The sequence below is a fragment of the Paenibacillus sp. FSL R10-2736 genome (assembly GCF_038000245.1).
GTDB lineage: Bacteria > Bacillota > Bacilli > Paenibacillales > Paenibacillaceae > Paenibacillus_AQ > Paenibacillus_AQ phytohabitans.
The window spans coordinates 1,497,125-1,522,825 of record NZ_JBBOBN010000001.1; the positions used below are offsets into that span (position 1 = coordinate 1,497,125).

General features: G+C 52.1%; 24 protein-coding genes. All 24 read left to right on the forward strand.

Annotation, left to right across the window (positions count from 1 at the left end; translation table 11 throughout):
• The first annotated feature begins 104 nt into the window (after window positions 1–104).
• Window positions 105–2,249 (forward strand): penicillin-binding transpeptidase domain-containing protein, encoded by a 2,145-nt coding sequence (locus tag NSQ73_RS06435; protein ID WP_340985768.1) that lies wholly within the window; start codon window positions 105–107, stop codon window positions 2,247–2,249.
• A gap of 92 nt (window positions 2,250–2,341) precedes the next feature.
• Entirely contained in the window at window positions 2,342–4,267 is a 1,926-nt protein-coding gene (locus NSQ73_RS06440) for a stage V sporulation protein D (RefSeq protein WP_340985770.1), read from the forward strand.
• 36 nt (window positions 4,268–4,303) lie between these two features.
• A complete protein-coding gene (locus tag NSQ73_RS06445) occupies window positions 4,304–5,791 on the forward strand; it encodes a UDP-N-acetylmuramoyl-L-alanyl-D-glutamate--2,6-diaminopimelate ligase (protein ID WP_340985771.1) in 1,488 nt (495 codons plus the stop codon).
• Window positions 5,788–7,200 carry a UDP-N-acetylmuramoyl-tripeptide--D-alanyl-D-alanine ligase gene (locus NSQ73_RS06450; protein WP_340985772.1) on the forward strand — a complete coding sequence of 471 codons (1,413 nt, stop codon included), beginning with the start codon at window positions 5,788–5,790 and terminating at the stop codon, window positions 7,198–7,200. Before NSQ73_RS06445 ends, NSQ73_RS06450 begins: the two co-directional genes overlap by 4 nt.
• A 16-nt stretch (window positions 7,201–7,216) precedes the next feature.
• Window positions 7,217–8,182, forward strand: a complete 966-nt coding sequence (mraY, locus tag NSQ73_RS06455) for a phospho-N-acetylmuramoyl-pentapeptide-transferase (RefSeq protein ID WP_039304257.1) — start codon at window positions 7,217–7,219, stop codon at window positions 8,180–8,182.
• Window positions 8,183–8,185: 3 nt separating this feature from the next.
• Complete coding sequence (murD, locus tag NSQ73_RS06460) at window positions 8,186–9,607, forward strand: UDP-N-acetylmuramoyl-L-alanine--D-glutamate ligase (RefSeq protein WP_340985774.1); 1,422 nt, start codon at window positions 8,186–8,188, stop codon at window positions 9,605–9,607.
• A gap of 49 nt (window positions 9,608–9,656) precedes the next feature.
• Window positions 9,657–10,754 (forward strand): stage V sporulation protein E, encoded by a 1,098-nt coding sequence (spoVE, locus tag NSQ73_RS06465; protein ID WP_039304260.1) that lies wholly within the window; start codon window positions 9,657–9,659, stop codon window positions 10,752–10,754.
• 5 nt (window positions 10,755–10,759) lie between these two features.
• Window positions 10,760–11,875, forward strand: coding sequence for an undecaprenyldiphospho-muramoylpentapeptide beta-N-acetylglucosaminyltransferase (murG, locus tag NSQ73_RS06470; RefSeq protein WP_076244035.1), 1,116 nt, complete (start codon window positions 10,760–10,762; stop codon window positions 11,873–11,875).
• Between the two features lie 186 nt (window positions 11,876–12,061).
• Window positions 12,062–13,345 carry a UDP-N-acetylglucosamine 1-carboxyvinyltransferase gene (gene murA, locus NSQ73_RS06475; protein WP_340985776.1) on the forward strand — a complete coding sequence of 428 codons (1,284 nt, stop codon included), beginning with the start codon at window positions 12,062–12,064 and terminating at the stop codon, window positions 13,343–13,345.
• A 66-nt stretch (window positions 13,346–13,411) separates the two neighbouring features.
• Complete coding sequence (locus NSQ73_RS06480; protein ID WP_340985777.1) at window positions 13,412–14,176, forward strand: cell division protein FtsQ/DivIB; 765 nt, start codon at window positions 13,412–13,414, stop codon at window positions 14,174–14,176.
• 340 nt (window positions 14,177–14,516) lie between these two features.
• Window positions 14,517–15,779, forward strand: coding sequence for a cell division protein FtsA (ftsA, locus tag NSQ73_RS06485; protein ID WP_039304274.1), 1,263 nt, complete (start codon window positions 14,517–14,519; stop codon window positions 15,777–15,779).
• 64 nt (window positions 15,780–15,843) lie between these two features.
• Window positions 15,844–16,959 (forward strand): cell division protein FtsZ, encoded by a 1,116-nt coding sequence (ftsZ, locus tag NSQ73_RS06490; protein WP_340985778.1) that lies wholly within the window; start codon window positions 15,844–15,846, stop codon window positions 16,957–16,959.
• Window positions 16,960–17,087: 128 nt separating this feature from the next.
• Window positions 17,088–17,972 carry an Rpn family recombination-promoting nuclease/putative transposase gene (locus NSQ73_RS06495; protein ID WP_340985779.1) on the forward strand — a complete coding sequence of 295 codons (885 nt, stop codon included), beginning with the start codon at window positions 17,088–17,090 and terminating at the stop codon, window positions 17,970–17,972.
• A 210-nt stretch (window positions 17,973–18,182) separates the two neighbouring features.
• Entirely contained in the window at window positions 18,183–19,148 is a 966-nt protein-coding gene (spoIIGA, locus tag NSQ73_RS06500; RefSeq protein ID WP_171721024.1) for a sigma-E processing peptidase SpoIIGA, read from the forward strand.
• A 23-nt stretch (window positions 19,149–19,171) separates the two neighbouring features.
• A complete protein-coding gene (gene sigE, locus NSQ73_RS06505; protein ID WP_039304286.1) occupies window positions 19,172–19,891 on the forward strand; it encodes an RNA polymerase sporulation sigma factor SigE in 720 nt (239 codons plus the stop codon).
• A gap of 78 nt (window positions 19,892–19,969) precedes the next feature.
• Window positions 19,970–20,752, forward strand: a complete 783-nt coding sequence (gene sigG, locus NSQ73_RS06510; protein WP_039304289.1) for an RNA polymerase sporulation sigma factor SigG — start codon at window positions 19,970–19,972, stop codon at window positions 20,750–20,752.
• A 165-nt stretch (window positions 20,753–20,917) separates the two neighbouring features.
• Window positions 20,918–21,262 carry a YlmC/YmxH family sporulation protein gene (locus NSQ73_RS06515; RefSeq protein WP_340985780.1) on the forward strand — a complete coding sequence of 115 codons (345 nt, stop codon included), beginning with the start codon at window positions 20,918–20,920 and terminating at the stop codon, window positions 21,260–21,262.
• Window positions 21,263–21,527: 265 nt separating this feature from the next.
• On the forward strand, window positions 21,528–22,385 hold the full coding sequence (pgeF, locus tag NSQ73_RS06520; RefSeq protein WP_042139379.1) for a peptidoglycan editing factor PgeF: 858 nt from the start codon (window positions 21,528–21,530) through the stop codon (window positions 22,383–22,385).
• A gap of 3 nt (window positions 22,386–22,388) precedes the next feature.
• Window positions 22,389–23,072 carry a YggS family pyridoxal phosphate-dependent enzyme gene (locus NSQ73_RS06525; protein ID WP_340985782.1) on the forward strand — a complete coding sequence of 228 codons (684 nt, stop codon included), beginning with the start codon at window positions 22,389–22,391 and terminating at the stop codon, window positions 23,070–23,072.
• A gap of 11 nt (window positions 23,073–23,083) precedes the next feature.
• Complete coding sequence (locus NSQ73_RS06530) at window positions 23,084–23,527, forward strand: cell division protein SepF (RefSeq protein WP_039304302.1); 444 nt, start codon at window positions 23,084–23,086, stop codon at window positions 23,525–23,527.
• Window positions 23,528–23,534: 7 nt separating this feature from the next.
• Window positions 23,535–23,804 carry a YggT family protein gene (locus NSQ73_RS06535; protein ID WP_039304304.1) on the forward strand — a complete coding sequence of 90 codons (270 nt, stop codon included), beginning with the start codon at window positions 23,535–23,537 and terminating at the stop codon, window positions 23,802–23,804.
• Window positions 23,805–23,808: 4 nt separating this feature from the next.
• Window positions 23,809–24,591 (forward strand): YlmH family RNA-binding protein, encoded by a 783-nt coding sequence (locus tag NSQ73_RS06540; RefSeq protein WP_340985783.1) that lies wholly within the window; start codon window positions 23,809–23,811, stop codon window positions 24,589–24,591.
• Window positions 24,592–24,756: 165 nt separating this feature from the next.
• Entirely contained in the window at window positions 24,757–25,242 is a 486-nt protein-coding gene (locus tag NSQ73_RS06545) for a DivIVA domain-containing protein (RefSeq protein WP_042139375.1), read from the forward strand.
• A gap of 334 nt (window positions 25,243–25,576) precedes the next feature.
• Window positions 25,577–25,699: a hypothetical protein gene (locus NSQ73_RS06550; protein ID WP_340985784.1), complete on the forward strand. Its 123-nt coding sequence runs from the start codon at window positions 25,577–25,579 to the stop codon at window positions 25,697–25,699.
• Window positions 25,700–25,701 lie beyond the last annotated feature (2 nt).

Consider the following 25,701-nt stretch of genomic DNA (forward strand, 5'->3'; position numbering starts at 1 on the left):
GGTTTGCTATGGTAAAAAGAATAAAACTTCGCACGCTGTTTATAGGAGGGTGTATTACCCTCTTTTTTCTTGTTTTAGTCGGCAGAGTTTTCTGGATTCAGGTAATGCAGAGTGAGAAGTGGCAGAAGGAAGCAGCTACACAGTGGGCACATACTTCAACCATCAAGGCGGTCCGCGGTGTGATTGAAGACCGTAACGGCAGTGTTCTGGCCAGTGACGTTCCTGCCTATACTGTTGTGGTTGACCCCGAGGTCATTGCCGAGAAGGGGATCGGCCAGGAGGTCATCCAGGGACTGCACGAACTGCTTGGCAAGCCTGAAGATGAGCTGAAGAAGCTGGTAGAGGCCAAAGACGATAAGGGCAACTACTACAAGAACCGGGAGATCCGCAACGAAGGCTGGAAGATTAATCAGGATCTGGCCGATAAGGTTACGGCTTTTGTGGATAAGCTTAAGAAAGAGCATGATACCCTGGAAACGGGTGTAGGGCTTGTTAGAGAGCAGAAGCGTTATTATCCGAAGGACTCACTGGCTGCGCATATTCTGGGCTACACCGACAGGGACGGCAATGCGGTCATGGGTCTGGAAAAGTACTTCGACAAACAGCTCGCCGGTACGGATGGCAAGCTGAATTATCAGAGTGACGGCAAGGGAATCAAGCTGCCCGATTCACAGGATAGCTACCAGCCTGTAGTGAACGGAAGCAATTTCAAGCTGACCATCGACAGCACCATTCAGCACTATATCGAAGAGGCGATGAAGAAGGCTTATGCCGAGTACAAACCGAAGTCGATAAGCGTCATTGCTGCCGATCCGAATACGATGGAGATTCTGGGACTGGCAAATATGCCGACCTTCAATCCAAATGAATATTATGACCTTAATCAGGATGCGGCTGGCTTCTATAACCACGCGATCATGTCGAGATTTGAACCGGGCTCCACATTCAAGATTGTACCGCTGGCCGGTGCCGTTCAGGAGAAGCTGTTTAATCCGGAAGAGACAGTCCATTCGGGCTCTATCCGGATCAAAGGGTACAGCAAACCGATCTATGACATGAACAGAGCCGGTTACGGAGATATCACCTTGCTTCAAGGGGTCAAACGTTCCAGTAACGTAGCGTTTGTCAAGATTGGTTATGAACTGCTGGGCCAGGAAAAGCTGCTGAAATATATCAAGGATTTCGGCTTTACGGAAAAGACGGGCATTGACCTCCCGGGTGAAACCACCGGTATTGTCAACCCGAATCCGAACAGGCCGATAGAGAATGCTACCTTGGCCTATGGCCATGGCAAGCTGCTGGTTACACCGATTCAGCAGCTCACGGCGATGGCGGCGATTGCGAACGGCGGCAAGCTGATGGTGCCGCATGTAGTGAAGGAAGTTACCGATCCTAATACAGGCAAGACTACGGTGACTCAGCCGGAGGTTGTGCGGCAGGTCATTTCCGAGGACAGCGCCCGTGAAACCGGCAGCTACCTCGAGCAGGTCGTGGCAGACCAGGTAATCGGAACCGGACGGCATGCCTATATCGAAGGATACCGGGTGGCCGGCAAGACCGGAACGGCGATTAAGCCTGACGGCAAGGGCGGGTATGACCGGGATAAGGTGCTCGCCTCCTTCCTCGGCTACGCTCCGGCCAATAATCCGAAGATCGCGGTATTCGTCGTAATTGATGAGCCTGCGGATGCTGCCGGCGGCGGAGCCGCAGCCGGACCTATTTTCAAAGAGATAGTCTCGCAGTCCCTGCAATATATGGGCGTACCCAAAACGGTTGAATCGGATAAAGCAGTGGGAAGCAAAACGTCAGTCAAGCTGGCGGCTGACTCTTCAGAGCTGCGCAGTACACCTGATCTCGTGAACAAAACCGTTAAGGAATCCAGACAGCTGCTCCTTAATCAAGGCTTTGACTTCGAGATTGTCGGCACAGGGGCAAAGGTAATCAGCCAATATCCGGATAAGAGCACAAAGCTTGCCGCCGGACAGCGGATTTATCTGCTTACCCAGCAGGATGAAGCAATGACCATTCCCGATTTGAAGGGAGAATCTTTGCGTGATGCCCTGGAAATTCTCAATCTGCTCAAAGTAGGGATAACGGTTGAGGGCGAAGGTTATGTCACAGAGCAGACGCAGACCAAGAATAACAACAAAACGCATATTTCTCTGAAGCTCAGTCCCCTGAATGAATACGGGGAGAATATCCCTGTAGCCGTCAACGTTGACCCCGATGCAGAGGATCCTGCGGAGTAGCGCCTATATAGGCTTGTTCTAACCCCTGTTTGTCCCGAATAGTCATGAAGATAAGAGATCATGTCTATACGAGCGAAAGCGGGGAGAACGGAATGAAGGTTTCGAAAGTCGTAACTCGGCGGAGAATGCTGTGGACGCTGCTGGGACTGGCCGTGTTGTTCGGTTCGCTGGCCGTGCGTCTTGCCTATGTACAGTTATCACAAGGGGAGAAGCTGAGCGCCAAGGCTGAGGAATCCTGGCGGCGGAATATTCCCTTCACCGCCAAACGCGGCGAGATTCTGGACAGGGAGGGCGTTGCCCTGGCATATAATATCAGCTCGCCAACGATCTATGCCATTCCTGTGCAGGTGAAGGAAAAGGAACAGACCGCGAAGCAGCTGGCTCCGCTGCTCGGTATGACCGAGGAGAAGCTGGTCACTCTGCTGACCCAAAAGAAAGCCTCGGTGAAACTGCAGCCCGGCGGCCGCAAAATTACGATGGAGCTTGCCGCGAGCATCCGTGATTTGCAGCTGCCGGGCATCGTTGTGGCTGAGGATAACAAACGGTATTATCCCTATGGCGATTTAGCCGCACATATTCTCGGCTTCACGGGAATTGACAATCAGGGGATCACCGGGATAGAGAGCATCTACGATAAGCTGCTTCAAGGCAGCGCAGGCAATATATCGTATCTGTCCGATGCCGGAGGACGGCTGATGCCTGGCTCCTCGGAGAAGTATACCGAGCCGCAGGACGGGCTGAGCCTGCAGCTGACAATTGATAAGCAGATTCAGTCGATCATGGAACGCGAGCTCGATCAGGCCATGGTGAAGTATCAGGCGCAAGGTGCCTGGTCGATTGCGATGGACCCCCGCAATGGTGAAATTCTGGCCATGGCAAGCCGGCCGGGTTATGAGCCGGGCTCCTATAAGGAATACGATGCCGAAGTATATAACCGGAATCTTCCCATCTGGATGACGTATGAACCGGGCTCCACCTTCAAGATCATTACCCTGGCTGCTGCTCTGCAGGAGGGGAAGGTTGATCTGCAGCATGAGCATTTTTTTGATCCGGGATATATTGAAGTGGGCGGTGCGAAGCTGCGCTGCTGGAAAAAAGGCGGCCACGGAAGCCAGACGTTCCTTGAAGTGGTGGAGAATTCCTGCAACCCCGGGTTTGTTGCCCTGGGCCAGCGTCTCGGCAAGGATACCCTGTTTAAGTATATCCGTGATTTCGGGTTTGGCACGAAGACAGGGATCGACCTCAACGGTGAAGCGAACGGGATTCTGTTCAAGCCGGCGCAGGTAGGGCCGGTCGAGCTTGCTACCACGGCCTTTGGCCAAGGGGTATCCGTAACACCGATCCAGCAGATTGCTGCGGTGTCTGCAGCAATTAACGGCGGCAGGCTGTATACTCCGCATGTTGCCAAAGCCTGGATTAATCCGGATACCGGTAATATAGTATCCGAGGTAGAGCCGGAGGAAGTGCGGCAGGTGATCTCGGAGGAGACTTCGAAGAAGGTGCGGGCCGCCCTTGAGAGCGTGGTTGCCAAAGGCACAGGCCGGCCGGCGTTTATTGACGGCTACCGTGTGGGCGGCAAGACAGGGACGGCACAGAAGGTTATTAACGGCCGGTATTCTCCTACGGAGCATATCGTTTCTTTTATCGGATTTGCACCAGCGGATGATCCGCAGATCGTAGTCTACACTGCAGTTGACAATCCCAAGGGAATTCAGTTTGGGGGTGTGGTAGCAGCTCCGATCGTCCAGAATATTCTTGAGGATTCGCTTCATTATCTGAAGGTTCCGCAGCGTAAGGATCAGCTGCCGAAGACCTATAAATATGGGGAGACTCCGATTGTAACAGTTCCCGATTTAACAGGAGCTACCGTTCAGGATATTTATGAGGATTTGAACATGAATTTCATGCTGGCCCGCTCCGGATCAGGCAATACAGTGATTAATCAGGCACCCAAAGCGGGGGCAAGAGTGGAGCAGGGTTCAACCATCCGGATTTATATGGGAACTTCCAGTGAATAATAGGGTAGTCTGACAAATGTAGAGTGAGGGATTACTATGAAAATTAATGAATTGTCATCCTGTCTTGCCGCTTCGCGTCTATACGGGGAAGGTGAGACCGAGATTACGGATTTGCAGGTGGATTCCCGCAAGGTTAAGCCGGGCGATTTGTTCATTTGCCTGCCCGGCCATACAGTGGACGGACATGATTACGCACCGCAGGCAGCCGCAAGCGGTGCGGCTGCCCTAGTCTGTGAGCGGAGGCTGGAAATCGATCTGCCGCAGATCGTGGTAGATGACTGCCGGTTTGCGATGTCCGTGCTGTCGAATGCGTTCTTCGGCTCACCCAGCAGCCGGATGAAGATGATTGGGATTACCGGAACCAACGGCAAAACCACCACTACGTATCTGATTGAGAAAATTATGCAGGACCATGGCGTGAAGACGGGGCTGATCGGGACGATTCAGATGCGTTATGACGGACAAAGCTATCCAATGTCCGGTACTACGCAGGAATCGCTTGAGCTTCAGCGCACTTTGAATGATATGGCGTCCAAAGGCGTGCAGTGCTGTGTGATGGAGGTATCCTCCCATGCACTTCAGCAGGGACGGGTGAAGGGAACGGACTACCGCACAGCGATATTCACTAACCTGACTCAGGATCATCTGGATTATCACCATACGATGGAGGAGTACCGCGCGGCTAAGGCACTGTTCTTCTCGCGGCTTGGCAATGTGATCTCACCGTGGAAGGAAGAACGTAAATATGCAGTCCTCAACGCGGATGATGCAGCAAGCAGCTATTTTGCTGACCAGACCGCTGCGGAAGTGATTACATATGGTATCGACACCCCTGCCAATGTCCGGGCCTCTCAAATTTCGATCACGTCCAAAGGAACTTTTTTCCATGTGGATACGTTTAAGGGGAAGACAGATATTTCGCTCCGGATGGTCGGCAAGTTCAATGTCTATAATGCACTTGCGGCCATTACTGCTGCTCTGCTGGAGGATGTGCCGCTGGAAGATATCAAAGCCAGTCTGGAGTCAGTAGCCGGTGTGGACGGACGTGTCGAGTCTGTGGATGCCGGACAGGATTTCGCAGTCATCGTTGACTACGCGCATACGCCGGATGGTCTGGAGAATGTGCTGAAGGCTGTCTGTGAATTCGCTGCCGGCAAGGTAATTACCGTCTTTGGCTGCGGCGGAGACCGGGATACGACCAAACGGCCGTTGATGGGCAAAATAGCTGCCAAATACAGTGATCGTGTCATGGTTACTTCCGACAATCCCCGGACAGAGGATCCGCTGCTGATTCTGCGCGATATTGAAGCGGGACTTCTTGAGGACGGCGTGTCACAGGAACGGTACGAGATGATTCCCGACCGGCGGGAAGCGATCAGAAAAGCTATTGAAATGGCAAGCCCCGGCGATGTAGTATTGATTGCGGGGAAAGGTCATGAGACCTATCAGCTAATCGGCGGAGTCGTTCATGATTTTGATGACCGCATCGTAGCCAAAGAAGTGATAAGGGGCCGAAGCTATTGATTACAAGAACGCTGTATACTATCGCGGAAATGTGCGGGGGAGAGCTGTCCTCTGCTGAAGATAAGGATATTGAACTTGCGGGAGTCGTAACCGATTCACGCAAAATTACGCCTGCCTGCCTGTTCGTTCCGCTGGCCGGAGATAACTTTGACGGCCATCATTACGCTGCTGCTTCTCTGGCAGCAGGAGCGGCCGCTACGCTCTGGCAGCGGGATAAGGGGCCTGCGCCTGAAGGCGGTCCTGCCATTCTGGTGGAGGATACACTGGCCGCTTTGCAGAGACTGTCCTCGGCATATCTGGGCGAGCTCGCGCCGCGTGTAGTCGCCGTGACAGGCAGCAACGGCAAGACAACGACCAAAGATATGATTACCGCTCTTCTTGAAGTGCAGTACAAGGTACACAAAACACAGGGCAATTTCAATAATCACATCGGTCTGCCGCTTACGATTCTCTCCATGGACAGTGATGTTGAGATTGCTGTGCTGGAGATGGGCATGAGCTCGCGCGGTGAGATTGCCCTGCTGTCCAGGATAGCTGCCCCTGATGTGGCTGTGATTACCAACGTGGGCGAATCCCATCTGCTGCAGCTCGGGTCCCGCAAGGAAATTGCCCGGGCGAAGCTAGAGATTGTGGACGGACTTAAGCCGGGCGGCCTGCTCATCTACAACGGGGATGAACCGCTGCTCGCAGAAGTTATGGCAGAGCCCGGGTTTAATCCGCCGGAAGGGATGCTCAGCTTCCGTTTCGGGCAGTCCGGAGACAATGATGACTATCCTACAGGTCTCATGACTCATGGCGCTGGAATGACCTTCACTTCGCATCTTCATGCAGAGCGTGCCTTCACGCTGCCTCTGCCGGGGCGTCACAATGTCATTAACGCACTCGCTGCACTAGCGGTTGCCCGCCATTTCCGTGTGACTGACGAGAATATAGAGACCGGATTAGCCGGGCTTAAGCTGACCGGCATGCGGATTGAAGTGATGCAGGCGGCGAACGGGCTGACGCTGCTGAACGATGCTTACAATGCCAGCCCTACGTCCATGAGAGCAGCGATAGATGTGCTGCAGTCCATGAAGTGCAGCGGGAGCAGAATCGCGGTGCTGGGGGACATGCTGGAACTTGGGCCTGATGAAGTTCTGTTCCACCAGCAGATCGGCAGCTATCTCGATCCTGCATTGACGGATGAGGTATACACTTACGGACCGCTCGCTGCTCATATTGCTGCGGCTGCGGCGGAGAGATTCGGGGCCGGACATGTATTTGCTTTTGAAGACAAAGAAGCACTAATCACGGCCTTGAATAACAAATGTGGTTCCAGGGATGTAGTACTCTTCAAAGCGTCCCGGGGGATGCGTCTGGAGGAAGTGCTTCACCGCCTGAAAGAATATTCTGAAGCTGACTTAAACTAATGGAGGGGGTGTACCCATGGATTATCAATTACTTCTGCTGACTATTGCTGTGTCCTTTATCCTTGCGGTCATTGCCGCTCCGCTGATTATCCCGCTGCTGCGCCGGATGAAGTTCGGGCAGCAGGTTCGCGACGACGGGCCTCAGACCCATCTGAAGAAGGCGGGAACGCCTACGATGGGCGGAATTATCATCATGGTGGCGTTCACGTTATCTTTTCTGAAATTTTCGGTGATTAATTCGGATTTCTACGTACTTCTGGTAGCTACGCTGGGTTACGGTCTGATCGGTTTCCTGGATGACTATATTAAAATTGCCTTCAAACGTTCCCTAGGGCTGACGGCACGCCAGAAGCTTGCCGGCCAGCTGCTGGTTGGTATCGTTCTCTGCGCCCTGCTCATTTCCGGCGGACACCACACAAACATCAGCATTCCGGGAACATCGGTGAGCTTTGACTGGGGCGGCTGGTTCTACTATCCGTTTATTGTCCTGATGATGATGGCGGTAACCAATGCGGTTAACTTCACGGATGGTGTGGACGGACTGCTGTCCGGTGTCAGTGCGATCGCGCTCGCTGCTTTTGCTGTAGTTGCCATGCAGGCAACCTCCATTGCTGCCGGTGTCTGCGCTGCGGCGATGATTGGTGCAGTACTTGGCTTTCTGGTATTCAATGCCCATCCGGCCAAAGTGTTCATGGGTGATTTCGGCTCCTTCGGGATTGGCGGCGCCATTGGCGCGATTGCCATTGTAACGAAGACCGAACTGCTCTTCGTGGTGATCGGCGGTGTCTTCGTAGTCGAAATGCTGTCCGTAATTATTCAGGTCGCTTCGTTCAAAACACGCGGCAAACGGGTATTCCGAATGAGCCCGATCCATCATCACTTTGAGCTGGGCGGCTGGTCGGAGTGGCGTGTGGTTGTCTCCTTCTGGGCGGTGAGCCTGGTGCTCGCGGCTGTTGGACTATATCTCATCAAGGGGTTGTAACATATGAAGCATCCGGATTTGTACCGTGATGAAGAAGTGGTCGTCCTGGGGCTCGCCAAAAGCGGCGTCCAGGTGGCCAAGGTGCTGCATGAGCGCGGCGCGGTTGTGACGGTCAATGATAAAAAGGAAAGAGATCAAAGTCCCGAAGCTTCCGAACTGGAATCTTTGGGAATTTCTGTTATATGCGGCGGGCATCCGAAAGGGCTGATTCATGAGGGTGTTGCGCTTGTTGTTAAGAATCCGGGGATTCCCTATTCCGTGGCTCCGGTGCAGCAGGCTCTTGAGCTTGGTATCGAAGTCGTAACGGAGGTAGAGGTGGCTTACCATCTCTGCGCCGCACCTATGATCGGTATTACGGGCTCCAACGGGAAGACGACTACAACGACCTGGGTTGGCCGTATGCTGGAGGCAGCGGGGATGAGGCCTATAGTTGCCGGGAACATCGGTACGCCGCTCTGTCAGGCCGCTCAGGAGGCTGACGTGGACAACTGGATGGTTGTCGAGCTCAGCAGCTTCCAGCTCAAAGGGACGGAAGCCTTCCGGCCCAAGGTCGCTGCCCTGTTGAATGTTGCCGAGACCCATCTGGATTATCATGGGGGGATGGAGGATTATGTGGCCTCCAAATCCAAGCTGTTCGCGAATCAGGGGCCGGGCGACACCGCTGTACTGAACTGGGATGATCCGGTCTGCCGCGAGCTGGTTCCATATATCAAAGCAGGCATCCTGCCCTTCTCCATGACTGAAGAACTGGTTCAGGGCATTTTTGTCCGTCCATCCTTTGTGCCGGAGACAGAAGATGATCTGAAGCGGGTAATCATTTACCGGGATTATACGGAGAGCGAGACCGAAATAGCCGATGTGGATTCGATCGGCCTTCCGGGCCGCTTCAATGTAGAGAATGCGCTGGCCGCCTGCGGCATCGCCATTGCCGCAGGCGCGGATCCGGCAGTGCTTGGCGGAGTGCTGGCTTCCTTCCGCGGTGTGGAGCACCGGCTGGAATATGTGACAGACAAGGCGGGGGCCGCCTACTATAACAATTCCAAGGCTACCAATTCCAAAGCTACAGCCATGGCGCTGGGGTCCTTCAAGAAGCCGGTCATCCTCGTTGCCGGAGGTCTGGACCGCGGTTCTGATTATATGGAGCTGCTGCCTGTCCTCGGAGGGAACGTCAAGGCACTGGTGGCTCTTGGGGAGACGAAGGACAAGCTGGCCGCGGTTGCGCAGCTGGCAGGAGTAAAGACCATCATCTCCGTCGATAATGGGGAGAGCGCCGCCGCCGTGCTGCAAGAGGCCGTGCGGGAGGCTTCCGCTCTTGCGGAAGCAGGAGATGTAGTTCTCCTGTCTCCTGCCTGTGCCAGCTGGGATATGTTTACATCCTATGAGGAGCGCGGGCGTATTTTTAAAGAGGCGGTGCATAACCTTTAAGTAGGGGGGTGGATAAGCCCCTACTACGGATGCAAGAGGTGTGCTCCTGATGAACAAATCCCGTCATGCGCCCGATATCTGGCTGCTGCTTCCGATATTGGCTTTGCTGGCCATCGGTATGGTAATGGTATACAGCGCCGGGTCCGTTTTGGGCTTCCGCAATTATGGCGACTCGTTTTATTTTGTCAAAAGACAGATGCTGTTCGCAGGCCTGGGTCTTATCGCCATGTTCATCACTGCGAATACGGATTATGTGGTGCTGAAGAAGTTCGCCAGGCCGGCCCTGATTTTCTGCTTCGTACTGCTGGTGCTGGTGCTGGTTCCCGGCATCGGGGTCGTGCGCGGCGGTGCGCGCAGCTGGCTGGGAATCAGCTCCTTCGGCATTCAGCCCTCGGAGTTCATGAAGATGGGGATGATCCTCTTTCTCGCCAAATGGCTCGGAACAGAGGATTACGATATTTCCAGCTTCACCCGCGGCCTGCTTCCGCCGCTTGCGCTGATCGGTTCCGCTTTTGCGCTGATCATGCTCCAGCCGGATCTCGGTACAGGCACTGTCATGTTCGGGGCTGCGTTGATGATGGTCTTCACGGCAGGGGCCCGGATGAAGCATCTGCTCTCCCTGGGCGCGCTGGGTGTTGCCGGGTTCGTGGGGCTTATTGCCGCCGCACCCTACCGTCTGCAGCGGATTACGGCCTTCCTGGACCCCTGGTCTGATCCGCTCGGGGCCGGATATCAGATCATACAGTCGCTGTACGCGATTGGACCCGGCGGACTGGGGGGCTTGGGTCTCGGCATGAGCCGGCAGAAGTACAGCTATGTGCCGGAGCCGCAGACCGATTTTATTTTTTCCATATTGGCTGAGGAGCTGGGGTTTATCGGGGGGCTGGCAGTGCTGCTGCTCTTCCTGATTCTGATCTGGCGCGGAATGAAGGTAGCGATGAGTCTGCCGGACCGTTTCGGCAGCTATCTGGCCGTAGGTATCGTCTGTATGGTCGCTATTCAGGTGATCATCAACATCGGTGTGGTTATCGGCCTCATGCCGGTTACCGGCATTACGCTTCCGCTGATCAGCTATGGAGGCTCATCGCTGACCCTGATGCTTACAGCCCTTGGCATTCTACTTAATTTATCCCGTTATGCGAGGTGAAAGACATGCGTATTGTATTAAGCGGCGGCGGTACGGGCGGACATATCTATCCGGCCGTAGCCGTAGCCAGACAGCTGGAATCCGAAGAAGAGAAATCCGTCTTCCTGTATATCGGGGGCAAACGCGGTCTGGAGAGCAAGCTTGTTCCCCAAGAGAATCTGCCCTTTAAAGCGATTGATATTACCGGCTTCCGCCGTAAGCTCTCAATGGACAATGTGAAGACGGTAATGCGTTTCCTGAAGGGGGTGAAGGCCTCCAAAGCCATGCTGCGGGAGTTCAAGCCGGATGTTGTCATCGGCACAGGCGGATATGTCTGCGGGCCGGTAGTGTACGCTGCATCCCGGCTAGGCATCCCGACGCTTATCCATGAACAGAACGCGATCCCCGGCCTGACCAACCGCTTCCTCAGCCGGTATGCCGATACAGTCGCCGTAAGTTTTGAAGGCACGGAGCCGGCTTTTCCGGGGGCTAAGAACGTAATCTACACTGGCAACCCCCGGGCAACTACGGTAATGACTGCCAACCCGCAGCGGGGATTCGCTTCACTGGGGATTCCTGAAGGCAGTACGGTTGTGCTGGTAGTCGGAGGCAGCGGAGGCGCCAGGGCAATTAACCGGGCGATGATTGAAATGGCTCCGTTTGTGGGTAAGGGTAATGGTGTTCACTATGTGTACGTTACCGGAGAGGCTTATTTCGAGGAAACCCGTAAAGCTGTGCGTGAGAAGCTCGGAAGCTTGCCGAACTCCCTGCATATTCTTCCGTATATTCATAATATGCCCGAGGTATTGGCCTGTACTTCACTCATCGTGAACCGGGCGGGGGCATCGTTTCTTGCAGAGATTACTGCACTAGGCATTCCCTCTGTGCTTATCCCTTCTCCCAATGTGACGAATAATCACCAGGAAGCGAATGCCAGACAGCTTGAACGTGAAGGGGCAGCCGTTGTGCTGCTGGAGAAGGATTTAAGCGGCGAGGCACTATTCGCAGCGGTGCATAAGATTATCGGAGCGGACGCTGCACGCCGCAGTATGTCTGATGCCTCAAGGCGGCTGGGTAAAAGAGACTCCGCCTCGCTGGTTGTCGCCGAGCTCCGCAGATTGGCCGCAGGCCGGAAACGCTAGAATCCCGGGCTTACATTGTCACACACGAGAGGTCACGAACATAGGATGATCCTATAATCGTGACAATCACCCAGAGCACTTCCAGTTCATGAAATGTGGAGCGGGGTAGCTTCCCGGCCTATTTCTGTTGATCTGTGTACAGGAAGTGCCCAACGGTGGGTGAGCGGTAATCTCGGAGGTGATACATTGGACAAATTGGTGATTGAGGGTGGAAATCCCCTGTCAGGCACCATACGTATCCATGGAGCGAAAAATGCGGCCCTGCCGATTCTGGCGGCAAGCCTGCTGGCCGAAGGAGTTCACTCACTGCATAATGTGCCGAAGCTGCTGGACATCGAAACTATGCTGGATATTCTGGAAAGGCTGGGCTGCAGGGCCGTGCATGAAGATGAAACGGTTACGGTCGATACAACCTGCGTCGCAACCTCCCATGTTCCGGAGGATTTAATGCGGCAGATGAGATCCTCCATTTTTCTAATGGGACCGCTTCTGTCCAGGTTTGGTGAAGTAACGATTTATCAGCCGGGCGGCTGTGCCATCGGGGAACGCAAAATTGATCTTCACCTGCAGGGTCTGAAGCTGCTCGGGGCGGAGATTGAGGAGACCAGCGGGATGATCTGCTGCCGGGCTGCCAAACTGACAGGCTGTGATATTCATCTGGATTATCCAAGCGTCGGAGCCACGGAGAATATCATGATGGCTGCCGCTATGGCGGAGGGGACCACAACGGTGTCCGGAGCGGCCAGAGAGCCGGAAATCCAGGATCTGCAGAATTTCCTGAATGCGATGGGTGCGCAAATCATCGGTGCGGGAACAGATACGATCACCATTCAGGGCGTCTCCAAGCTGTATCCTTGCAATTATGAGGTCATTCCCGACCGGATAGTTGCCGGGACCGTAATGATCGCAGCTGCAGCTACAAGGGGGAATGTGACACTGACCCACACCAACGCAGGACATTTGACATCCCTGATCCATGTTCTTAGGCGTGCCGGTGTTCAAATTACAGTTTGCAATGATATAATTAATATCAGCTGTATGGGGCGTCCGCGTTCAGTAGAAAGAATTGTAACCTCCCCTTATCCTTCGTTCCCTACAGATCTGCAATCCCAGGTGATGGTCCTTTTGTCCCTGGCTGACGGATTCAGTGTGATTAAAGAAACTGTATTTGAAGGACGCTTTAAGCATGTGGAAGAGATGGCCCGGATGGGAGCCGACATTTCCATTGACCTGAACCGGGCGTTTATACGCGGAGTGCAGAGATTATACGGAGCTACGGTAGAAGCCACCGACCTGCGTGCCGGAGCTGCCCTGGTTATCGCCGGACTTGCCGCTCAAGGAACTACCGTTGTTGAGCAGGCGCATCATATTGACCGCGGATATGACGGCATCGAGATACTGTTTCAGAAGCTGGGTGCACGCATTAGCCGCAAGGTACCTGTGCCGGACCCGCTGGATTTGGCCAATTAAAGCTCCCTGTCTCCTTCGGCCCGAGTGCGCGGGAAGGAGACAGGGCCTTATTACGGAGATATGAGAATGCCTAAAACCCGAATGCCTCTTCTTAAAGAGGACAAGCCCAGTAAGAGAATGAGCCGTAAAATCACTATTATCCTGCTGCTGCTGTTTATTGCGCTGCTGGCCGTGATATTTTTCCGTTCGTCCGTCAGTAAGATTACGGCAATCAATTTCCAGGGGGATAAATATACATCCCGGGAGGAATTGCTTGCCGCAAGCGGTCTTACAATCGGCGGACAGTTCTTCGCGGTCTCCGGAGATGCCGTAGAAAGTGCACTGACAGGACTGAAGACGGTTCAGGAAGCGGCTGTGGACAAGAAATTCCCCGGTGTGATTAACATCAGCATTAAGGAATTCCCCGCAGTGGCATACGAGCTGGATGAGGCTGGATCGCTTGAGGCGATTCTGTCCAGCGGAGCTGCAGTATCTGTCAAGGATACTGGGATTGCCGTTGAGAAGCCGATATTAACCAACTGGAAGGCTGATGATCCTTACAAGACGAAGCTGTGCCAGGCGCTGGCTGATATTCCGAATGAACTGACCAGTGATATATCCGAGATCGTCCCCTCCCCGACTTTGTCTTTTCCGGACCGTATTAAGCTGTATACACGTTCACGGTTTGAGGTCATTACGGCAATTTCACTGCTTAAGGATAAGGTGGAATACCTGAATCAAGTGATTGAAAACGAGCAGCCGGGATTGATCAAGATGCTTGAGGCCGATTCTTATGTCCCATTTCATACAGAAGCGGAGGATTCCGGGGAGGATTCAGACACACAAGAGTAAATAGTCCCTACTAATAGAGCGGAAAAAATGCTACAATCGGTTTTACGGGCAATAAGCAATATCCCTCTTTTTTCTGCGGATTTTTTGAAATGCATTCATGGATATAGCTGTCATTTCTTAAAAGGTAGAACTTATATGCTTTAGAAAAAATTGAAAGCAGTTGTTTGCATGCCAAAAGGCTGTTATATTATTCCATTCAAAAAATTTGTAGAAAAAAGAGGGAAAGGATTAGGGATGTTGAATATGTACAGAGAAGTTTCCCGGGACCGGGATCAAAGCGTATTTTCTATTTATTTGGCTTCACAATTCATTATGATTATAACAGGAGGTGCCATAGGGCTTGAGCAACAATGACATCATTGTTAGTTTGGACATCGGTACATCCAAAGTTCGGGCAATTATTGGGGAAGTTACCAATGGAACCTTTAATATTATTGGCGTTGGATCTGCTGATTCGGAAGGAATACGCAAGGGTGCGATTGTAGACATCGATCAGACTGTGCAATCGATCAAGAGTGCCGTAGAACATGCGGAGCAAATGGTCGGTATTCAAATATCCGAGGTGTATGTCGGTATATCCGGTAATCATATCGGCCTGCAATCCAGTCACGGTGTAGTTGCCGTGCAGAATGAAGACCGTGAGATCGGCGAAGATGATATCGACCGCGTAATCAAGGCTGCTGAGGTCATAGCACTGCCTCCTGAGCGCGAAGTCATTGATGTTGTCGCCAAGCAATATATCGTCGACGGGCTTGAAGGAATTCAAGATCCGCGCGGAATGATCGGAGTTCGCCTCGAGGTTGAAGCGACGATCATTACCGGGGCTAAGACACCAATACATAATCTGCTGCGCTGCGTGGAGAAATCAGGTCTGAAGGTTAAAGATCTTGTGCTTATGTCTCTCGGGGCAGGCGGATTAGCGCTTTCCAAGGATGAGAAATCAATGGGAGCAGTACTGGTGGATATCGGTGCCGGCCAGGCGACGATAGCCGTATATGAAGAAGGTTCCTTGTGCGCAACCTCTACGATTCCGATCGGCGGAGAATTTATAACCAATGATATTGCATACGGTCTGCGAACGCTTACGGATCAGGCCGAGAAGGTCAAGCTGAAATATGGCTGTGCCTGGATTGATGACGCTGCCTCGGATGTCGTGTTCAAGGTTCTGCGGATCGGCAGCAATGTTGAGAAGGAATTCAACCAGGAGGATCTGGCGGCGATTATTGAGCCCAGAGTTCAAGAAATCTTCCATCTGATCCGCCAGGAAGTGAAACGGCTTGGTTACAATGAGCTTCCGGGAGGTTATATACTAACGGGTGGCACCGTTTCGATGCCGGGTGTCCTGAAGGTAGCCCAGACTGAGCTGGCAGCCTCCGTACGCATTGCCGTACCTGATTATATTGGAGTACGTGACCCCGGGTTCACCGGCGGTGTGGGTATACTCCATACCGTTGTGCGCAGATTCCGCGGACGAAGCAGCGGTGGAAGCGCCAATAAGAAGACGGTTAACCGCAGCAAGCAAAGTGCTGCACCTAGCCAGGATTCTTCCAAGAAGCCGGGGCTGGTAGAACGTCTAAAGAATATGTTCAGCGAGTTCATATAAGTGTAAGTCCAGATATACTTGGACTGGCCATCCAAGCACTACTCAAGGGGGAGATGGAAACAATATGTTGGAATTTGATTTTGAAATGGAGAGCTTAGCCCAAATAAAGGTCATCGGCGTAGGCGGCGGCGGAAGCAATGCTGTAAACCGGATGATTGAAAATGGCGTTCAGGGTGTTGAATTCATCACGGTTAATACAGATGCCCAAGCGCTGCATATGGCCAAATCGGAGCATAAACTGCAAATCGGGGATAAACTGACCCGCGGACTTGGCGCTGGAGCCAATCCTGAGGTGGGGAAGAAAGCGGCTGAAGAATCCCGCGATCTGATTTCAAATACGCTTAAAGGTGCAGATATGGTATTCGTAACCGCAGGTATGGGCGGGGGTACCGGAACGGGCGCAGCGCCTGTAATTGCTGAGATTGCCAGAGAGTGCGGAGCATTGACGGTTGGCGTCGTGACCCGTCCGTTTACTTTTGAAGGCAGAAAACGTTCCAATCAGGCAGAACTGGGAATCGAAGCGTTGAAAGAAAAAGTGGATACGCTGATCGTGATTCCAAATGACCGCCTGCTGGAAATTGTGGATAAGAAAACCCCAATGCTGGAGGCTTTCCGCGAAGCGGATAATGTACTCCGCCAGGCTGTGCAAGGGATTTCTGATCTCATTGCCGTTCCCGGCCTGATCAACCTTGACTTTGCCGATGTGAAGACAATTATGACGGAGCGCGGTTCAGCGCTTATGGGTATCGGTATTGCGACCGGCGAGAACCGTGCCTCGGAAGCGGCCCGCAAAGCCATTATGAGCCCGCTCCTCGAAACCTCCATCGAAGGTGCACGCGGCGTAATTATGAACATTACTGGCGGCTCCAACCTCTCCTTGTATGAGGTTAATGAAGCGGCTGAGATTGTTACCTCTGCTTCCGATCCTGAAGTGAATATGATCTTCGGTGCGATTATTGAAGAGAGTATGAAGGACGAAATCAAGGTTACGGTAATTGCTACCGGCTTTGAACATAAGCCTTCCCCTGTAGCGCCTGCTCGCCGTCCTGCAGCCAGCAATGAGCCGGCAGCGGACAAGGATAAGAACGCGAATCTTCGTCCGTTCGGCAATCAGACAACCTCTGATCAGCTGGATATTCCAACCTTCCTGCGCAACCGGACACGCGGCAACAATGATTAAGAACTAAGAGCAATGAACTGCATAGCTTTTTTACGGAAGCACCGTATTCGACCCGCCTAGAGCTGGGACGAATACGGTGTTTTTTTGTTTTTAGGCTGTTATAATAACGATAACGGGAGACGATATGAATGGAACTGCTGGACCCCCGGGTGGATTTTGTATTTAAACGGATATTTGCAAGTGAGAGTAACAAGGAAGTGCTGCTGGCTTTTTTGAACCGGATATTCATGGATGCGGGAGATCCGCCGCTGAAGGAAGTAGTGCTGCTCAATCCGTATACGGATAAGGATGATCCGCTGGATAAGCAATCGATATTTGACATTTGGGCAAAGTCTGTAGAGGGCAAGCTGATCAATATTGAAATGCAGCTGTTCAACAAATACGATATTGAGAAAAGGACCTTATATTACTGGAGCAAACGTTATGCGGGCCAGCTTCAGGTAAGCGGCAAATATACAGACCTCAAGAAATGCGTAACAATCAACATTTTGAATTATAAGGTGCTGCCTCACGAATATCCCCATAGTGTATTTCATTTACGGGAGGATGCAACCGGAACGCCGCTCACGGATGATATTGAAATTCATTTTCTGGAATTACCCAAGCTGAATCAGCCAGCTGTTCCCGGCCAAGGCGGCCTGGTGAACTGGTTGCTGTTCTTGAAGGGAAAAAACCACTCGGATTGGGAGGTGCTGTTGATGAACGAACCTGCTTTGAGGAAGGCGATGGAAACCCTGGAGTTTCTGAGTCAGGATTCGGAAGCCCGGCGTAAATATGAGGACCGCCAGAAGTTTCTGCTTGACGAAGCCTCGCAGAGAGACGGTGCACAAAGAGAAGGGTTTGCTAAAGGTATAGCAGAAGGCAGAGAAGTAGGCAGAGCAGAAGGCAGAGCAGAAGGTGAGCTCGAGGCAAAACTGGAAATAGCCAAGAATCTCCTGGCTATGGGGCTGGATCTTCCTTCTGTAATGAAGGCAACCGGACTGACTGAAGAAGAATTGAAATCTATCACTTGAATGAATATTCGAACTTGAAGTCAGCCTCTACAGGCTGGCTTTTTCTTTTATCCTCTTAATATCTCTGCTGACCTATAACTCGACAAAAAAAACGTAAGTACGCCCCCCAAGTTTAGACAGACTTTGAATGCGAGAGTTCCTATACTAATCTTATCGTCTAAAAAGAGAGCCTTCACCCTGGCCTCCGGCTAGATATCCGTTACCAGGCAGGTGAAAACACTGGTTGTTTATATTGACTTGATCTTCGCCGCCAATCTGCTGATCGACGGAATTCTATTGTGGCTGACCAGCTGGCTGGTCAAGCTGAAGGTGTCCTGGTGGCGCCTGTCTCTCTCTGCGCTGGTTGGCGCGCTCTATGTCGTGATGATGTTTGTACCGGAGCTGTCCTTCATGTACACCTTCCTCATCAAATTCGGGTTGTCGGTAGTGATGCTGTGGATCGCGTTCGGATTTAGAAGTCTGCAAAGCTATCTTCGTGCATTAGGGGCATTTTATATCATTAATTTTGCGGCGGCAGGAGGTATAGTAGGGATTCATTATTTGCTGCAAAGCTCAGGCGACATCTGGAACGGCATTATCTTTACTTCTTCAGGCGGCCAAGCTTACCGGTTGAAAATTGGATTCTGGTTCGTGCTTGCGATGCTTCCGCTGGTGCTTCTTCTCTTCAAGCTGATTCAATCCTCGCGCAGGCGCAGGGAGCAGCTGGAGACATATATCGGTGAAGTGACCGTGGAGATTGACGGAGTATCTGTTACCTGTCCAGGGCTGCTGGACACCGGAAACCGGCTCAATGATCCGCTTACGCGAATTCCGGTCATGGTTATGGAATCCTCACTATGGGAAGGCCATCTCCCGGCCTCATGGAAAGGGAGGCTGACACAGACAGGGGCAGATACACTTGTGCTGGAAGCGGACGGGCAGTCGTTTGCCTGGCAGGACAGAATACGGCTGGTGCCGTACAGAGGCGTTAACCGCGGGGCATCCTTCATGCTCGCGTTGAAGCCGGATTCAGTGATGATAAAGCTTGGCGGAGAAACCTTTTACAGCAAGAGGGTTCTCATCGGGCTGGATGGCGGGACACTGTCGGGAGACGGAGCGTACCGGGCGGTCATACATCCTGACCTGACCCACAATGAGAGCGCTGTAGAGGCGCCGGCAGACAAGGCTATGAGTTAAGGAACATATAGGAGGAACAATAAATGGTCAAATTCAAACTTGTGCTGCAACTGCAGTATTATCGCATGCTGTTTCTGCTGGGACTGAAGAGCCAGGAAATTTATTATATCGGGGGCAGTGAAGCGCTGCCTCCTCCGCTTACACGGGAAGAGGAAGAATTCCTGCTGCAGCGGCTCTCAAGCGGTGATGCGGCAGTCCGGGCCATGCTGATTGAACGCAACCTGCGGCTGGTGGTGTATATCGCCCGGAAATTCGAGAACACAGGGATTAATATCGAGGATCTTGTTTCCATCGGGGCGATTGGACTGATTAAGGCGGTCAATACCTTTGATCCGGAGAAAAAAATAAAACTGGCCACCTATGCCTCACGCTGCATTGAGAATGAAATTCTGATGTATCTGCGGCGCAACAGCAAAACTAGAAGCGAGGTTTCTTTTGATGAACCTCTGAATATTGACTGGGACGGCAACGAGCTGCTGTTATCGGATGTGCTGGGAACGGAGAATGACACGATTTACCGGAATATCGAAGAACAGGTGGACCGCAAGCTGCTGCAGAAGGCGCTGGAGAAGCTCAGTGAACGGGAAAGATTAATTATGGAGCTGCGGTTCGGACTGCGCGGCGGTGAGGAAAAAACCCAAAAGGATGTTGCTGATTTGCTTGGCATTTCCCAATCCTACATCTCGCGGCTGGAGAAAAGAATTATCAAGCGGCTGCGCAAGGAGTTCAACAAGATGGTGTAAGCTGAAGGAACCGAGGAATAAAATGCCGGACCGGGGAGATAATGTACAGTAATGTTTCTCCTTGGGAGGTAAATCATCATGACCCGAAATAAAGTCGAGATTTGCGGTGTGGACACCGCTAAGCTGCCCGTTCTTACGAACGTGGAAATGCGGGCATTGTTCACTTCGCTGCAGCAGCAGGGCGAGCGATCCGCCAGAGAGAAATTGGTAAATGGTAACCTTAGACTTGTTCTTAGCGTAATTCAAAGGTTCAATAATCGTGGGGAGTTCGTGGATGATCTGTTTCAGGTAGGCTGCATCGGACTCATGAAAGCCATCGATAATTTTGATTTATCGCAGAATGTCAAGTTCTCTACCTATGCGGTGCCGATGATCATCGGAGAGATCCGCCGCTACTTGCGTGACAACAACCCGATCCGGGTATCGCGCTCGCTGCGGGATATTGCCTATAAGGCCCTTCAGGTCCGTGACAGCCTGACCAATCAGAATTCGCGGGAACCGACGATCCTCGAAATTTCAGAAGCGCTCGGGGTACCTAAAGAAGATGTCGTCTTTGCCCTTGATGCTATTCAGGACCCGGTATCCCTGTTCGAACCGATCTATCATGACGGCGGTGATCCGATCTATGTGATGGATCAGATCAGCGACGATAAGAACAAAGATGTATCCTGGATTGAAGAGATTGCTCTTCGTGAAGCCATGCAGCGGCTGGGACAGCGCGAGAAACGTATTTTGTCCATGCGGTTCTTTGAAGGTAAAACCCAGATGGAGGTAGCGGATGAGATTGGGATCTCACAGGCGCAGGTATCGCGGCTTGAGAAGTCGGCTATTCAGCAAATGCAAAAGCATGTGAAGTCTTAAACAGTAGGCTATAGATAAGCGGGGGATATTCCGGAAGGCGCGTGAGCGGCTGCCCGGGGTATCCTTTTGTATGTAACGGCGAAGGCCGGAAATGAATTAAGACATGTTGCCAAGCCTTAAGCACATATACTGGAGCTATAGGTCTGAATGTACAGGGGTGGCAGGATGAATGAAGATTCCGTAGGGTCGGGCAAAAAGATGAAAATCTCTGATTTTCAAACCAAGGATGTTATTAATATTGTCGACGGCAAGCGGCTCGGACAGATTAGTGATCTGGAGCTGGATCTGCGCCGCGGGGTTATTGATGCCATCATCGTACCGGGATATACAAGGTTCATGGGACTGTTCGGAGGCGGTGCCGATCTGATTATCCCGTGGCGGAATATCGTCAAGATCGGTGCCGATGTCGTCCTGGTGAAGATTGAGGAATCCCGGATGCCTCAAGGCCAGGGAGAGCGGGAGATGATGTATCTGGAGCGGCCGGAACGCAGCGAGCGGCGCACTTATTAATCGGGTGCGTCTTTTTTCTGCGTATATGGGTAAAGGCATAGGGTGGGCTCAGGAGTGTGCAGCATAACGTCACTTTGTGGGGATTATTTTGTGTGGCAGGTTTTCGGGGTCCCCGCAAAGTACTTGGATGGGCATCGGAGCATAACATCACTTTGTGGGGTAGAGTTTGTGGGGTAGAGTTTGTGGGGTAGAGTTTGTGGGGTAGAGTTTGTGGGGTAGAGTTTATGGGGCTGAGTTTATGTTACACTTAAGCGGAGGTGAAGATATGGAACCGTTTATGCGGAGTGACGGAACGCCTATGCTGCTTCATCTGGAGCCGTGGCGAGAGAAGTATAATGCAATCACAGCAGGATTCACAGGCAGAGAGGGCGGCAGCGGTACGAAGCCGTATGACAGCTTCAACTGTGCGTTTCATGTCGGTGATGATCCGGCTGTTGTGCTCAGCAACAGAAAGCTGCTGGCCGAAAGTCTTGGTTTCGGGCTCCAGTCCTGGACCTGCGGAGAACAAACCCATGGTAAAGATATAGCGGTAATTACAGAACAGGACCGCGGAAAAGGCAGCCTGGACCGGTCTACAGCTTTTCAGGCTACCGACGGGCTTCTGACTAATGTGCCGGGTGTGCTGCTGACTTCCTTTTATGCGGATTGTGTACCGCTCTACTTCTATGACCCCGTGCACAGTGTTGTGGGGCTGGCGCATGCAGGCTGGAAGGGGACTGTGGCAGAGATCGCAGCAGCGATGGTGGACAGAATGGAACAGGAGTATGGAAGCCGTCCGGAGGATATCCAGGCTGCCATAGGCCCTTCGATTGGCGAATGCTGCTACGAGGTAGATGATTATGTAATGGACCACGTCCGCCGGCTGGAGGCCGGGCTGAACCCGCTGATGATGGTGGAAGGGGCGCCGGACTTATATAGAAGCTCGGATAAGGACAGCAGCAAAAGTATGCTTAACTTGAAAGAAATGAATCAACGCATTATGATAAAAGCAGGAATATTGCCGACTCATATCGAATGTACAACTTGGTGTACAAGCTGTAACAGTGATCTGTTCTTTTCGTACCGCAAGGAAAATGGGGTTACAGGGAGAATGACGAGCTGGATCGGAATAAAGGAGAGTTGAATTTTGGCCTCATTACAGGAAAGAATTGCCATCACCCTGGAACGTGTCGCACAGGCCTGCGCGGTCAACGGCCGTGATGTAAGTGACGTCAAGGTTATCGCGGTGACGAAATATGTACCTCTGGATACGGTAGCCGCTGTGCTGGAAGCAGGGCTCACGGAGATTGCGGAGAGCCGCTGGCAGGATGCAGAGCCTAAATGGAATGCGCTTGGACACAAGGGAATCTGGCACTTTATCGGGCATTTGCAGACCAATAAGGTAAAAGACGTTATAGGTAAATTTGAATATATACACTCGCTCGACCGGCTATCGCTGGCACGGGAACTGCACAAGAAGGCGGACGCCGCCGGACTGGATGTTAAGGTGTTCCTGCAGGTGAATATTTCCGGAGAAGATACGAAGTTCGGTTTGCCGCCCGAAGCGGTAGAGGATTTCCTGAAGGACATCGCCTCGCTAAGCCGTGTGAAGGTAATCGGACTGATGACCATGGCCCCGCATGAGGAAGATCCGGAGCTTACCCGTCCCGTATTCCGGGGGCTGCGTGAGTTGCGCGATTCGCTTAATCAGCTTGCTTTGACACCTGAGCCTATACAAGAGCTGTCGATGGGAATGTCGAATGATTTTGAAGTGGCGATACAGGAAGGAGCCACCCGGGTGCGCCTGGGAACGGTACTAGTAGGTCATTAGGAGGGAGATTGATGGGCGTGATGAACCGGTTTATGAGTTTCTTGGGTTTGCAGGAGGAAGAGGAAATAGTGGAGCGGGAGCAAATTTCCCGTGATGAGGATGAATACGAACCCGCCCCTGTAGAAACACGCAAAAATCAGCGGGCCAACGTCGTCAGTATCCATTCGCAAAAAAATGTGAAGGTTGTGCTCTACGAGCCGCGTTCGTATGACGAGGCCCAGGAGATTGCCGACCATCTGCGTGCGCACCGCACGGTAGTTATTAATTTGCAGCGGGTGCGTAACGATCAGGCAATGAGGATTATTGATTTTTTAAGCGGAACGGTTTATGCCCTGGGTGGAGGAATATCCAAGATTGGGGGCAATATATTTATGTGCACTCCGGATACAGTGGAAATCCAAGGCTCCATAACAGAAATTCTTGGTGACGATCAAGACTACAACAGAATGAGGTGAGCAGGTTTTGGATCAAATATCTTCAATTATAGACATCCTATTTACAATTTACTATTACATGATTATCGTATACATTCTCATGTCCTGGCTGCCTAATCTGCGTGAGAACTTTATCGGTGAGCTGCTTGGCAAGCTTGTGGAGCCGTATCTTACGCCATTCCGGAAAATCATCCCGCCTCTGTTCGGAACCATCGACATCTCCCCGATTATTGCGATTGTCGTGCTCCGGTTTGCGGTAGGCGGACTTCATTCCATTGTGGCCCTGGTGTTCGGCTAAGCACATGAAGAATGAAATTTACGGCCACTTCCACCCGGATGAACGGCAATTTGTGGACAAGGCCTGGGAATGGGTTACGAATGCAGGAGAGTACCATGAGACCAAGCTGACCGAATTTCTCGATCCCCGTCAGGGATATATACTGCAGAGCCTGGTGAACCGCCACCCCGATGTCATTGTACGCTGGGAGGGCGGTTCTGACGATGCCGAGCGGAAGCGGGCTATGGTTGCGCCGGATTACCGTGATCTCACGGGTGAGGACATGGAGCTGAAGGTGCTGGCCATTACCTCGGGGGAGCAGAAATTCCTTGCGCTGGAGCATGGTGATTACATGGGAGCCATCCTGGGACTGGGCATCAAAAGAGGCAAGATCGGTGATATTCATGTGCTGGAGGACGGCTGTCACGTTGTGGTAGCTGAGGATATCGCCGATTATCTGTCCATGAATCTGACCGGTGTACACCGGATTAATGTTAGTACAGAATTACTGCCGCTATCCGGCTTACGCAGCAGCCAGGTTAAGCTGGAAACGATGGATTTCACCGTGGCTTCCCTGAGACTTGACGGAATTGCAGCGGATGTGACCCGACTAAGCCGGAGCAAAATTCTGGCTCCCATCAAAGCCGGACGGGTGCGGGTGAACTGGAAGGTGGAGGAAGATCCGTCCTGCAGTCTGAAAGACGGTGATGTAGTTTCGATACAGGGCTTCGGACGGTTCAAGGTGCTGGAGATCGGCAGCTTGACGAAGAAAGGCCGTTACCGGATTCTGGTAGGCAAATTTGTCTGAGTTCTTTGCAGGATTACAGGCGTGCTTGTCGAAATTGATATTCTCAAGGGAAACACCCCCCTTCACTTTTGGGGATATCCAAGCAAGCAGTCTTTCATCTTTGTCATCCGGACAGACTATCGTTCAGGGACAATGGATGTCCGAAATTTCTAGGAGGTGCACAGCATGCCATTAACACCGCTCGATATACATAACAAGGAATTCTCTCGGAGAATCCGCGGTTATGACGAAGATGAGGTCAACGAATTTCTGGATCAGGTCATTAAGGATTACGAAAGCGTTATTCGTGAGAACAAAGAGCTGCACAACCAGCTTTTATCCATTCAGGAACGCCTTGATCATTTTGTCAATATTGAAGAAAGCCTGTCCAAGACCATTATCGTGGCTCAGGAGGCTGCAGATGATGTGAAGAACAACTCCAAAAAAGAGTCACAGCTGATCCTTAAGGAAGCAGAAAAAAATGCGGACCGGATCATCAACGAAGCGTTGTCCAAATCCCGCAAGGTAGCGATCGAGACAGAGGAGCTGCGCAAGCAGGCTTCAATCTACCGCACCCGTTTCCGGACCCTGCTGGAGGCCCAGCTGGAGCTGCTGTCGCAGGATGACTGGAATGCGCTTGAGAGCCGCGAGGTTACTGAGAACGCATTGTGAACGGGAATCCGGGCTATTCATTTGAATAAAAACTCCTTAGTAGAAGTTATTGATCTTGTTTGTTTAATAAACAAGACTTCTACAAAGGAGTTTTTTTGTGTTTTATTGCGGCGCGAAAACCTTTGCGGTAATGATAACAGGGCCAGTTACAGTGATGTCTCCCTGAAGATCCTCTTGGTTTGTGGCAAATACCTGAAAAACATGATGTCCTACAGATACATTCCTAAGGATGGTCTGGAACACGTACTGGTGAAAGATATGTCTGAGAAGGCACTTCAGCTTATGGGGGAGGGCCGGTTCAATGAGGTTATAGACAGGATCATGGGAGGGGACTATGGCAGACATTAATGACTATAAGCTGGAGAACTTGGGTCAAGAACATAAGAGCCTTGTCCTGGAGTGGCGCAACGCCGGCCATATCCGTCCTTTTATGAATTATACTGAGCTCATTCCTTAGAG